Annotated in this window: 10 protein-coding genes; 8 read left to right on the top strand and 2 right to left on the bottom strand. The window is 72.9% G+C overall.

All coding sequences use genetic code 11. The features are described from left to right. Positions 1 to 200: 200 nt before the first annotated feature. From hutI to HYE82_RS27565, 5 genes are all read left to right on the top strand, one after another. Positions 201 to 1,376, top strand: a complete 1,176-nt coding sequence (gene hutI / locus HYE82_RS27585) for an imidazolonepropionase (protein WP_179176877.1) — start codon at positions 201 to 203, stop codon at positions 1,374 to 1,376. Positions 1,377 to 1,489: 113 nt separating this feature from the next. Then, positions 1,490 to 2,197, top strand: coding sequence for an LPXTG cell wall anchor domain-containing protein (locus HYE82_RS27580; protein ID WP_179176876.1), 708 nt, complete (start codon positions 1,490 to 1,492; stop codon positions 2,195 to 2,197). Between the two features lie 16 nt (positions 2,198 to 2,213). After that, a complete protein-coding gene (locus HYE82_RS27575) occupies positions 2,214 to 3,218 on the top strand; it encodes a hypothetical protein (protein ID WP_179176875.1) in 1,005 nt (334 codons plus the stop codon). Further along, the gene (locus tag HYE82_RS27570) at positions 3,215 to 4,213 is read left to right on the top strand and encodes a neocarzinostatin apoprotein domain-containing protein (RefSeq protein ID WP_309144466.1); all 999 of its coding nucleotides are present in this window, start codon (positions 3,215 to 3,217) and stop codon (positions 4,211 to 4,213) included. The genes HYE82_RS27575 and HYE82_RS27570 overlap by 4 nt, the downstream gene beginning before the upstream one ends. After that, a complete protein-coding gene (locus HYE82_RS27565; protein WP_309144465.1) occupies positions 4,210 to 5,556 on the top strand; it encodes a hypothetical protein in 1,347 nt (448 codons plus the stop codon). The genes HYE82_RS27570 and HYE82_RS27565 overlap by 4 nt, the downstream gene beginning before the upstream one ends. A 78-nt stretch (positions 5,557 to 5,634) precedes the next feature. Here HYE82_RS27565 and HYE82_RS27560 read toward each other — a convergent pair whose 3' ends face one another. After that, positions 5,635 to 7,155: a peptide MFS transporter gene (locus HYE82_RS27560; protein ID WP_179176874.1), complete on the bottom strand. Its 1,521-nt coding sequence runs from the start codon at positions 7,153 to 7,155 to the stop codon at positions 5,635 to 5,637. 495 nt (positions 7,156 to 7,650) lie between these two features. Between HYE82_RS27560 and HYE82_RS27555 the strand changes: the two genes are divergently transcribed. Both HYE82_RS27555 and HYE82_RS27550 read left to right on the top strand, forming a co-directional pair. Continuing rightward, on the top strand, positions 7,651 to 8,328 hold the full coding sequence (locus HYE82_RS27555) for a response regulator transcription factor (RefSeq protein ID WP_179176873.1): 678 nt from the start codon (positions 7,651 to 7,653) through the stop codon (positions 8,326 to 8,328). Between the two features lie 16 nt (positions 8,329 to 8,344). Next, on the top strand, positions 8,345 to 9,610 hold the full coding sequence (locus tag HYE82_RS27550; RefSeq protein WP_179176872.1) for a HAMP domain-containing histidine kinase: 1,266 nt from the start codon (positions 8,345 to 8,347) through the stop codon (positions 9,608 to 9,610). Between the two features lie 66 nt (positions 9,611 to 9,676). Here the strand turns inward: HYE82_RS27550 and HYE82_RS27545 are convergent, their stop codons facing one another. After that, a complete protein-coding gene (locus tag HYE82_RS27545) occupies positions 9,677 to 10,189 on the bottom strand; it encodes a GtrA family protein (RefSeq protein WP_179176871.1) in 513 nt (170 codons plus the stop codon). Between the two features lie 215 nt (positions 10,190 to 10,404). On the opposite strand from HYE82_RS27545, the gene HYE82_RS27540 reads away from it, so the two are divergent. After that, positions 10,405 to 11,544 (top strand): 5-(carboxyamino)imidazole ribonucleotide synthase, encoded by a 1,140-nt coding sequence (locus HYE82_RS27540; protein ID WP_179176870.1) that lies wholly within the window; start codon positions 10,405 to 10,407, stop codon positions 11,542 to 11,544. The last annotated feature ends 33 nt before the right edge of the window (positions 11,545 to 11,577 follow it).

Genomic DNA, 11,577 nt, shown 5'->3' with positions numbered 1-11,577 from the left:
TCCCGAACCGGGGCCCCGCGCCCCCGGACCCCGCGCCTCGAACGCCGGCGAGGCTGGATGAATCCAGCCCGCGGCGTTCGAGCGCGCCGGGCGCGCAGCGCACGGTACGGGTCCGGGGGCGGAGCCCCGCCACGCGGCGGAGCCGCTTGTCCGGTACAGCGGGAAGGGGCGGGGCGGGGAGACACCTCTGAGAGGAACCCATGACCACCACCCTCATCACAAACATCGGCAGCCTGGTCACCAACGACCCTGCGCTGGGCGAGGGCCCCCTCGGCCTGGTCGAGGACGCAGCGGTCGTCATCGAGGGCGACCGCATCGCCTGGGTCGGTGAGGCGGCCAAGGCCCCGTCCGCCGACGCCGCCTTCGACGCGCAGGGCCGAGCCGTCATCCCCGGCTTCGTCGACTCCCACTCCCACCTCGTCTTCGCCGGCGACCGCACCGCCGAGTTCAACGCCCGCATGTCCGGCCGCAGCTACTCCGCCGGCGGCATCCGCACCACCGTCGCCGCCACCCGCGCCGCCTCCGACGCGGAGCTGGAGGCCAATCTGGTGCGCCACCTCGACGAGGCCCGCCGCCAGGGCACGACCACGTTCGAGACGAAGTCCGGCTACGGCCTCACCGTCGCCGACGAGGCCCGCGCCCTGCGGATCGCGGCCGCGCACACCGAGGAGGTCACCTACCTCGGCGCGCACATCGTCTCCCCGGACTACGCCGAGGACCCGGCCGCGTACGTCGACCTCGTCACCGGCGAGATGCTCCAGGCCTGCGCCCCGTACGCCCGCTGGGTCGACGTGTTCTGCGAGAAGGGCGCCTTCGACGGGGACCAGGCCCGGGCGATCCTGACCGCGGGGGCGGCCGCCGGCCTGATCCCGCGCGTCCACGCCAACCAGCTCTCCTACGGCCCCGGCGTGCAGCTCGCGGTCGAGCTGGGCGCGGCCTCCGCCGACCACTGCACCCACCTCACCGACGCCGACGTCGACGCCCTCGCCCAGGCCGCGGACACCACCGTCGCCACCCTGCTGCCGGGCGCCGAGTTCTCCACCCGCGCCCGGTGGCCCGACGCCCGCCGGCTGCTGGACGCGGGTGCGACGGTGGCGCTGTCCACCGACTGCAACCCCGGATCCTCCTACACGAGCTCGATGCCGTTCTGCATCGCGCTCGCCGTCCGGGACATGCGCATGACGCCCGACGAGGCCGTCTGGGCCGCCACCGCCGGCGGTGCCCGCGCGCTGCGCCGCACCGACATCGGCGTGCTCGCCGCCGGCGCCCGTGCCGACCTGGCGCTGCTGGACGCCCCGAGCCACGTGCACCTGGCCTACCGGCCCGGCGTGCCGCTGGTGTCGGCGGTCTGGCAGCGGGGGGTCCGCGCCGCCTGATCCGTCGCTCCCGATCCGCGCGTCCTTCGTCTTCCCCTTGCAAGGCCCCGGGCGTACCTTGTGGCCCCGATCTGATGTTTCGTCAGTAACTTGCGGCCGAGGGGAAGACGAAGGTGCCCGACCGGATACGCTCCACCGCGCTCGCGCTGGCCGCCGCGCTGGCGGGATCGGCGGCCCTGCTGGCCGCGGCCCCCGCCGCGCACGCCGATGTCGTCGACGTCGCCTACGACTGCAAGACCCCCATCGGGGACAAGTCCGCCGTCTCGCCCATCGACATCAAGGCCGTCAAGCAGGGCGACGGCTACAAGCTGACGATGTCCTTCCAGAAGGGCGTCTCGTCCAGCCCCATCGAGCTCGGCAAGGGGGCGATGAACCCGAGCGCGGTCATCGTGCTCGGCGGCGCGGACCAGGGATCCGTACCGGTCTCGGGCCCGGCCAACTCCGAGGCCATTCCCCCCGAAACCCCGATCAAGATCACCGACCTCTCGGGCACCTACACCCCGAAGAAGACCGGCAAGGTCGCCTTCACCGCGGGCGTGCTCACCATCAAGGCCATGGGGACCACCACCACCTGCACCCCCGGCAACAGTCCGAAGCCCTCCCTGGAGCTGGACGTGACGGCCGCCGCCGGGCCGGGGACGGGATCCGGGCCCGGGTCCGCGGGCGCCGGGGGCTCCGGGGGCTCCGGAGTCGACTCGCTCCCGCAGACCGGTCCCGCCGATTCCGTCACCGCGCTCGGCACCCTCGGCGGCACCGTGGTGCTGTCCGGCGCCGCCGGACTGCTCTGGCTGACCCGGCGCAGCCGCCAGGCCCGCACCTGAACGGAGCACCCCGGCCATGCCCGTGCTCCCCGCCCGCCGCCGCGTCCTGCTCGCACCGCTGATCCTCGCGGCCACGGTGCTGTACGCCGCCGCGACGGCCCCGGCGGCCTACGCCGACGAGCCCGACTGGACGGCCGCCCCCGCCGCGGGCGGCGCCGGCAGCGCCCGCCCGGCCTTCTACCTCGCGGGCGTGCCCGGCACCGTCCTGGAGGACCGCCTCGCCCTGGACAACCCCTCCGGCCGGGAGCGCACCCTCACCCTGCGCGGCGCCGACGCCCAGGACACGGCCGACGGCGGCTTCACCGTGCGTCCCGCCGCAGACCCGGCCGGCGGCGGCTCCTGGATCAGCTTCGGCACGGCGGCCACCGTGAGGATCCCGGCCCGCACCCGCGCGGTCGTCCCCTTCACCGTCACCCTGCCCCCCGCCGCCCTGCCCGGGGACCACCCGGCCGCCGTCGTCGCCGCCGAGGCCGCCGGCCGCGAGGCCGGAGTACGGGTCCACCTGCGCGTCGGCGGCCCGGCCCTGGCCGCGCTGACCGTCGAGGACGTCTCCGTACGCGGCCGGGGCACCCGGGCCGAGGTCGGCTACACCCTGGTCAACCGCGGCAACGTGCCCCTCGCCCCCGGCCTGTCCCTACGGGCCGAGGGGCTGTTCGGCGCGGTACCCGGCCGCCCGCACCGCGCCCTGCCGGTGGAGCTGCTGCCCGGACAACGGGTCCGGCTGTCCGAGCCGTGGCCCGGCGCGCCCCGCCTCGACGACGTCGACCTCACGCTGACCGTCACCGCCCCCGGCGCCGCCCCGGCGAGCGCCCGCGCCTCCGCCCGGCTCGTGCCGTGGGGGACCGCCGCCCGGTCGGGCGCGGTGCTGCTCGCCCTCGGCGGGGCGGCCCTCGCCGCGCTGCCCCTCGTACGCAGCCGCAGGCGGCGGGCCCGGCGCGGACCGCCCGCGCCGGGCGAGCCCGCACGGGCGGCCGGCCGCACGGCGGACCCTGACCACGAGCTGACGGGAGCAACCACGTGATCGGCACGATCGGGGCCCGGCTCGCGGCAGGGGCGGCGCTGCTGCTGTGCCTCCTCGCACCGACCGCTCCCGGCGCCTCCGCGACCCCGGCGGCGGCCGCCGGGGACGAGCCCGCCGTCGTCCTCTCGCTCCAGGAGGCCGCGCAGGGCACCGAGATCACCGTCACCGGCACCGGCTGGCGCGCCAAGACCCTCGTGATGCTGCTGCTCTGCGGCCAGAACATGATCGGCGGCACCAACAGCTGCGCCAACGCCGACGGCGCCGCGGTCTCGACCGGCGACGACGGCCGGTTCACGGCCCGGCTCGCCGTCGTCGCACCGCCCAAGCCCTGCCCCTGCGTCGTGAACGTCACCTCGGTGGGCGGGGACCGGGCCACCGTCGCCGCCCCCCTGAAGATCACCGGCCATCCGGTGGCCGAGCTGCCCGCTGAGCCGGGCAGCCCGCGCCTGGCCATGCTGAGCGGGGTCCGGCTGGCCGGCGGGGACGGGATCCTGACCTGGTTCGGGGCCCCGCCCGGCCGTACCTTCACCGTCACCGTCGGGAACCTCGGGCCCGCTCCCGTCAAGGACCCCGTCTTCCAGCTGGGCACCGCGCGCGGCGTGCTCGCCCCGCTGTGGGAGGAGGTCCGCTGGAAGGGCGCCATCCCGCCGGGCGGCAAGGCCGAGGTCCGGCTCGCCGTCACCCTTGCCGCCGGCGCCCACGGCGACCACACGGTCTCCCTCAAGTACGGCGACACGGTCATGGCCACGCAGCCGTGGCGAGTGTCCCGGCCGTACGGGGTGCTGCTGTTCCGGGGCCTGCTCCTGCTGGTGGTCCCGGCCGGGCTGTTCCGCGCGGGGATGGCCGTCGTGGGCCGGGTCCGCCCGTACCGGCCACCGGCCGACCCGACCGCCGCCCCTGCCGACACGACCACCACGGCGGCCCTGCCGTGGTTCACCGCACCACAGGCGTCCGCACCGTCTGAGCACCGTCCGACGACGAAAGGACACACGTGAAGACCCAACGGAGGGTGAGTGCGGCCGCGGTCGCGCTGCTGTTCGGCGGCGCGGGCATGCTGCTGGCGGCCGGCCCCGCCCAGGCGGCCGAGGTCTCGTACAAGGTGGAGTGCATACCGCCGGCGGGAGGCGGCGGCCCGGTCCAGGGCACGAACACGGTGTCGATCACGGCGCCGGCCACGGCGAAGGTCGGCGACGAGGTCGAGGTGGTGTGGAAGACCGTCAAGCCCGCCTCGAACAACACCGATCTGATGGACCTGGGCAAGGACACCGTCAAGCCGACCGGCTGGGTGAAGCTCGGCGGTGCGCTCGGCGCGGAGGTGAAGCTGGAGGGAGAACGGAAGAACCCGCCCATCCCGAAGAACGCCCCCATGGTCATGTCCGACATGAAGGGGAAGGTCAAGCTGACCAAGGCGGGGGACGTGACGATCACCCCCGGCAGGTACGACGTCGACTTCAGCGGCTTCGTCACGCACTGCTCGCCCAAGGAGGCGGCCGGCGTCGCCGCCACCGTCAAGGTCACCGACGGCGGCGGCTCCACGACGAGCGGCGGCAGCACGAGCGGCGGATCGACCAGCGGATCGACCAGCGGCGGCTCCACCACCACCGGCGGCGGTACGGGCGGCAGCACGACCGGCGGCAGCGGCAGCAGCACCGGGGGCAGCGGAGGCGGCGGAGGAGGCCAGACCGACTTCCCGGGCAAGCCCGTCGAGGTCGCCTTCGACTGCGGCGCGGTCGTCCCGGGCGGCATCAAGACCCCGGTCACCATCAACGCCAGGAAGAACGGCGGCGGCTTCGACCTCACGGTCAGGACCGCGAAGGGCGCCATGGCCAGCCCCATGGCCCTCCCTGCCGGCGCCCTCAAGCCGTCCATGAACATCAAGCTGGGCGGCGCCGACAGCGGCACGGTCAAGGTCACCGGCCCGGCCAACGCGGAACCCATCCCGGACAAGGCCCCGGTCAGCCTGAGCGACATGACCGGCACCTACAAGCCGGGCGGGACCGGCAAGGTGACGCTGAGCCCGGACCAGCTGACCATCGACGTCACGATGACCCCGGGCTCCACACCGATCAACGTGCCGTGCAGGGCGGTCAGCAGCGGCGTCTCCCTAGAACTGGACACCACGGCCCAGCCCGGCGGCTCGGGCTCCCCGACCACCGGCGGCTCCGGCACCGCGGGCTCCGGATCCTCCGGCTCCGGCACCTCCGGCGGCCTCGCCGACACCGGCGCCGGGGACGAGGGCGGCATCCGGGCCCTGGCCCTGGTCGCCGGCACGGTGATCCTCCTCGGCGCCGCCGTCTTCGCCTTCACCCCCTGGCGCCGCCTCCGCAGCGGCCGCTGACACCGCCCCGCCGCAACGCGAACGGCCCGGCACACCTTCCGGTGTGCCGGGCCGTTCCGGCCGACGGGCGGGGACGCGTCAGTTCACGTCGTCCATGAGCGCGTTGACCTTCTTGCGGTACACGTAGAGCGCGAGACCGGCGAGCGTCGCGGCGGCCGCCTGGAAGACGATCACGCCGACGCCGTCCAGCTTCACCTCGGCGAGGCCGAGCAGACCGGTGACGCAGTCACCGGCGGTGACGGCGAGGAACCACACGCCCATCATCTGGGAGGCGTACTTCTGCGGAGCCATCTTGGTCGTGACCGACAGGCCGACCGGGGACAGGCACAGCTCGGCGAGGGTGTGCATCAGGAAGATGAGCACCAGCCACCACATGGTGGCCTTCTCGTCGCTGCCCGCGACCTGGCTCAGCGGCACGGCGAACACGAAGAACGAGGCGCCGACGATGACCAGGGCCACCGAGAACTTCACGATGGTGCTGGGCTCGCGGTTGCGGCGGGCCAGGGCCACCCACGCGGCGGCGAAGATCGGGGCCAGGGCCACCACGAAGAGCGGGTTCAGCGACTGGAACAGGACCGTCGGCACTTCCCAGCCGAACAGGCTGCGCTCGGAGTTCTTGTCACCGAACAGCGAGAGGGTCGAACCACCCTGGTCGAAGATCATCCAGAACACGGCGGCGGCCACGAAGAACCAGATGTAGGCGCTCATCTTGGTCTGCTCGCCGGCGGACAGGTCCTTGTCGCGCTTGATGCGCGCGAGGACGGCGACCGGGATGACCAGACCGGCGATCGTGATCGGGTACAGCGCCCACTTGATCGTGAACATGTCCGCCGCGACGACGGCGCCGTAGAAGACGGCGACGACGGCCAGGACGGCAACGGCCTTGAGGATCACGGCCTTGCGCTCGGCCGGGGTCAGCGGGTTCGGGACGAGGCTGCTCTTCGGGTTCAGGGTGCGGCCGAACGCGAGGAACATGCCCAGGCCCAGGCCCATGCCGACGGCGGCGAGCAGGAAGCCGAGGTGCCAGTTGACGAGCTCGCCGACCATGCCGATGCCGACCGGCGCGAGGAGGGCACCCGCGTTGATGCCGATGTAGAAGATCGTGAAGCCACTGTCACGGCGCGGGTCGTCCGCACCCTTGTACAGGTGGCCGACCATCGTGGAGATGTTGGCCTTCAGCAGACCGGAGCCGACCGCGACCAGCAGCAGGCCGGTGAAGAACGCGATCTGGCCCGGCAGGGCGAGCGACACGTGGCCCGCCATGATCACGGAACCGGCGATGGCCACCGTCTTGCGGGCGCCCCAGACGCGGTCGCCGAACCAGCCGCCGGGCATGGCCATGAGGTAGACCATGGCCACGTACACGGAGTAGATCGCCGTGGCCGTCGCCGCCGTGAAACCGAGGCCTCCGCCCTGGCTGCCGGTCGCGGCGTCCACACCGCCGGAGACCAGGTACAGGACGAGGAGCGCACGCATGCCGTAGTAGGAGAAGCGCTCCCACATCTCGGTCATGAACAGCGTGGCCAGGCCGATGGGGTGGCCGAGGAAGGTCCTCTCGTGAGCTGCGCTCGGCGAGGCCTGCGTCAGGCTGGAAGCCATGTCGATCCTTGCTTGCTCGGGACGCCTGGCTTCGTGAGCCGGTCGGCGCCCGGTGGGGGGTGGCCGGAACCGGCGACGGTGTTCCGGTCCCCACGCCCCGGGGTCTCGCATCCGCCGCGGAGGGCGAGGGCGAGGGAACTTCCGCAACCGGGATCCACGCCCTCGCACGCACCGTTCGCGCGCGGGGCCCGGCCCACAGGTCATCCACTGTCACCGAAGGCGATCGGGGAAGTCGTCAAGACCCCCTGATCAATCCGGACAGAATTGAGACCTTTGGCTCGGATTTCGGCGCAAAGGTCCCGGAGGTAGTGCATCAGGCGTCTCGCCACCATACGACACGACCGTGCAGCATATGAAAGGACTTGAGAGATGGATCACAGGAAGATCGGGAACCGTTTCGGCATTTTCGAAGACGGCCTCCCCGCATAAGTCCAGTTGGAAAGGGGTGTGCGGGCCCGCCCCTGCGGATCGCCGCCGCGGACTACCATCACCCACATGACGCGTGTACTGCTCGCCGAGGACGACGCATCCATTTCCGAGCCGCTGGCCCGCGCCCTGCGCCGGGAGGGGTACGAGGTCGAGGTCCGGGAGGACGGCCCCACGGCCCTGGACGCGGGACTGCAGGGCGGCGTGGACCTCGTCGTCCTGGATCTGGGCCTGCCGGGAATGGACGGCCTGGAGGTCGCCCGCCGGCTGCGCGCCGAGGGCCACAGCTTCCCCATCCTCGTACTCACCGCCCGCGCGGACGAGGTCGACACCGTGGTCGGCCTGGACGCCGGAGCCGACGACTACGTGACCAAGCCCTTCCGCCTCGCCGAACTGCTGGCCCGCGTCCGGGCCCTGCTCCGGCGCGGCGCCAACGAGACGGCCCAGCCGCCCGCCACCCACGGCGTGCGCATCGACGTCGAGTCGCACCGCGCCTGGATGGGGGAGGAGGAGCTCCAGCTCACGGCCAAGGAGTTCGACCTGCTGCGCGTCCTGGTCCGCGACGCCGGCCGCGTCGTCACCCGCGACCAGCTGATGCGCGAGGTCTGGGACACCACCTGGTGGTCCTCCACCAAGACCCTCGACATGCACATCTCCTGGCTCCGCAAGAAGCTGGGAGACGACGCCGCGAACCCGCGCTACATCGCCACCGTCCGCGGCGTCGGCTTCCGCTTCGAGAAGAGCTGAGCGACCGCCCCCAGCCATGCGCCGCCGACTGATCAACTCCACGCTCGCCGTGGTGCTCGTCGTGATCGCCGTCTTCGGGGTCTCCCTCGTCATCGTGGAGACCCGCACGATCACCAGCAGCGCCCAGGACCGCATCGAGTCCGAGGCGCTGCGCCTGGTGGGCATCGTCGAGGCGAACGTCCTGGAGCGCCGCCCCATCGACTCCGAGGCGCTCGCCGAGCAGCTCGACCCCGGCCGGTACGCCCGGATCACCGTCCCCGGACAGCCGGCCGTCGAGGTCGGGACGCGCATCCCCGACGACGTCATCCGCGGCACCGCCAGGGGCGAGCAGGGCGAGGTCGTGGTCGTCGAGGAGTCCCGGGCCACGGTCACCCAGGAGGTCGTGCGGACGCTGGCGGTGGTCGGTGCCGTCGCCCTGCTGGCCGTCGTCGCCGCCGTCCTGCTCGCCGTGCGCCAGGCCAACCGGCTGGCGTCCCCGCTCACCGACCTCGCCGAGACCGCCGAACGCCTGGGATCGGGCGACCCCCGGCCGCGACACCGCCGGTACGGGGTCCCCGAGCTGGACCGCGTCGCCGACGTCCTGGACTCCAGCGCCGAGCGGATCGGCCGGATGCTCACCGCCGAGCGGCGGCTCGCCGCGGACGCCTCCCACCAGCTGCGCACCCCTCTCACCGCGCTGTCGATGCGGTTGGAGGAGATCACGGTCACCGACGACCTGGAGACCGTCCGCGAGGAGGCGACCATCGCTCTCACCCAGGTGGAGCGGCTCACGGACGTGGTGCAGCGGCTGCTGACGAACTCGCGCGACCCGCGGACCGGCTCGGCCGTCCCCTTCGACCTGGACGAGGTCGTCAAACAGCAGGTGGAGGAGTGGCGGCCGGCCTACCGCAGCGCCGGCCGGGCCATCGTGCGCTCCGGGAAGACGGGCGTACGGGCGGTCGGCACGCCCGGCGCGGTCGCGCAGGTCCTGGCGACGCTCGTGGAGAACGCCCTCATGCACGGCGGTGGCACGGTCGCCCTGCGGACCCGGGTCGTCGGGAACCAGGCGGTGCTGGAAGTCACGGACGAGGGGCCGGGCGTCCCGCCCGACCTCGGCAACAGGATCTTCGAGCGGGCCATCAGCGGCCGCAACTCCACGGGCATCGGCCTGGCGGTGGCGCGGGACCTCGCGGAGGCCGACGGGGGCCGGCTGGAACTCCTCCAGGCGCAGCCGCCGGTGTTCGCGCTGTTCCTGAGCCGGACGGAGCCGGAGTGCAAGGAGCCGGAGAAGACGGTCCGGTGACCGCGGCGGGGGCCCGGGCTGCCGAGGCTCCCACCAGGGGTCCCGCCGGGAATCCCGCTCCCGGCATCACTTGCCCGCGGGCTCCGGCGCCGGTTCGGCCGCGGTGGCGGTCCGGCTGCGGCCGGCTTCGGGTGCGTGCGCCGGGAGGGCCCGGAAGACCCAGGTCCGGTACGACCAGAACCGGAAGACGGTGGCGGTGCCGATGCCGATGAACTTGAACAGGTTCGTCGCGAGCCGGCCGTCCCAGCCGAGCCCGTACGTCGCGGCGTACAGCACACCGTTCTCGATCACGAGCCCGATCAGGCTGAACGCCAGGAACAGCGGGAGTTCGCGCGACTTCCCCGCATGGGCGCGGTCGCGATAGGTGAAATACCGGAAGCCCATGTAGTTGGTGAGGATCGCCACGGCGGTGGCTATCACGCTCGCCCGCACCACCTGCAGGTCCGTCGTGTGCCGGATCAGGTTGAAGACCCCCAGGTTGACCAGTACGCCCGAGCCTCCGACGGCCCCGAACTTGGCGATCTCACGCGCGAGCCCGCGTACGCGTTCGAGAGCGGATCCCTGCTCCGGCGTGCTCATCTAATGGTCGGTCCTGTCCGTCGCCGCCCCCGCGCGGGAGCGTCACTCGCTTCTCGGTCGGCCCACCCATGCTAAGTGTCACCCCATCGGGTCGTCTGTGCCTTCCGGCACTGTGGGTTCCTCCAGCGGTGCGACGCTGGGCGCACAGGATGTTGCTACGAGTGCGGGACGGCCCCGCGTCCGGACGGCGGAGAACCGGCCGATAGTCTGGAGGGGTGACGTTCCCGGTAGTCGGCATGGTCGGCGGCGGTCAGCTCGCCCGCATGACCCACGAGGCGGGCATCCCCCTCGGCATCAAGTTCAAGATCCTCAGTGACACCCCGCAGGACTCGGCGGCCCAGGTCGTGAGCGACGTCGTCATCGGCGACTACCGCGACCTGGAGACGCTGCGCGCCTTCGCCCGCGGCTGCGACGTGATCACCTTCGACCACGAGCACGTGCCCACCGAGCACCTGCGGGCCCTGGAAGCGGACGGCATCCCCGTCCGGCCGGGCCCCGACGCGCTGGTGCACGCCCAGGACAAGGGGGTGATGCGCGCCAGGCTCGACGAGATCGGCGCCCCCACCCCCAGGCACCGCATCGTCGCCGACCCGGCGGACGCGGCGGCCTTCGCGGAGGAGGTCGGCGGCTTCCCCGTCATCCTCAAGACCGTGCGCGGCGGCTACGACGGCAAGGGCGTGTGGTTCGTCCACACCCCCGAGGACGCGGAGGCCCCCTTCAAGGCCGGCGTCCCCGTCCTCGCCGAGGAGAAGGTCGACTACGTCCGCGAGCTCGCGGCGAACATCGTCCGCTCCCCGCACGGCCAGGCCGTCGCCTACCCCGTCGTGGAGTCCATCCAGGTCGACGGCGTCTGCGACACCGTGATCGCCCCGGCCCCGAACCTCTCCGAGGCGCTCGCGGGCGAGGCCCAGACCCTCGCCCTGCGCATCGCCAGGGAACTCGGCGTGACCGGCCACCTGGCCGTGGAGCTCTTCGAGACCACCGACGGCCGCATCCTCGTCAACGAACTGGCCATGCGCCCGCACAACAGCGGCCACTGGACCCAGGACGGCGCCGTCACCTCCCAGTTCGCCAACCACGTCCGCGCGGTCCTGGACCTCCCCCTCGGTGACCCGCGCCCCCGCGCCCGCTGGACGGTCATGGCCAACGTCCTCGGCGGCGACTACCCGGACATGTACGCGGCGTACCTGCACTGCATGGCCCGCGACCCGCAGGTCAAGATCCACATGTACGGCAAGGACGTGAAACACGGCCGCAAGGTCGGCCACGTCAACACCTACGGCGACGACCTGGACGATGTGCTGGAGCGCGCACGCCACGCTGCCGGCTACCTCCGAGGAACGGTCACCGAATGAGCACCCCCAGCACCGAGGCCACCACCCCCGCCC

This window comes from Streptomyces sp. BR123, assembly GCF_013401435.1.
GTDB lineage: Bacteria > Actinomycetota > Actinomycetes > Streptomycetales > Streptomycetaceae > Streptomyces.
The sequence above is the reverse complement of the archived record's forward strand: the minus strand, read 5'-3'. Positions and strand labels throughout refer to the sequence as shown.

Bases quoted from the DNA above. Each gene is read 5' to 3' on its own strand.
- hutI (WP_179176877.1), top strand. From the start codon at position 201: ATGACCACCACCCTCATCACAAACATCGGCAGCCTGGTCACCAACGAC.
- HYE82_RS27575 (WP_179176875.1), top strand. From the start codon at position 2,214: ATGCCCGTGCTCCCCGCCCGCCGCCGCGTCCTGCTCGCACCGCTGATC.
- HYE82_RS27560 (WP_179176874.1), bottom strand. From the start codon at position 7,155: ATGGCTTCCAGCCTGACGCAGGCCTCGCCGAGCGCAGCTCACGAGAGG.
- HYE82_RS27555 (WP_179176873.1), top strand. From the start codon at position 7,651: ATGACGCGTGTACTGCTCGCCGAGGACGACGCATCCATTTCCGAGCCG.
- HYE82_RS27550 (WP_179176872.1), top strand. From the start codon at position 8,345: ATGCGCCGCCGACTGATCAACTCCACGCTCGCCGTGGTGCTCGTCGTG.
- HYE82_RS27545 (WP_179176871.1), bottom strand. From the start codon at position 10,189: ATGAGCACGCCGGAGCAGGGATCCGCTCTCGAACGCGTACGCGGGCTC.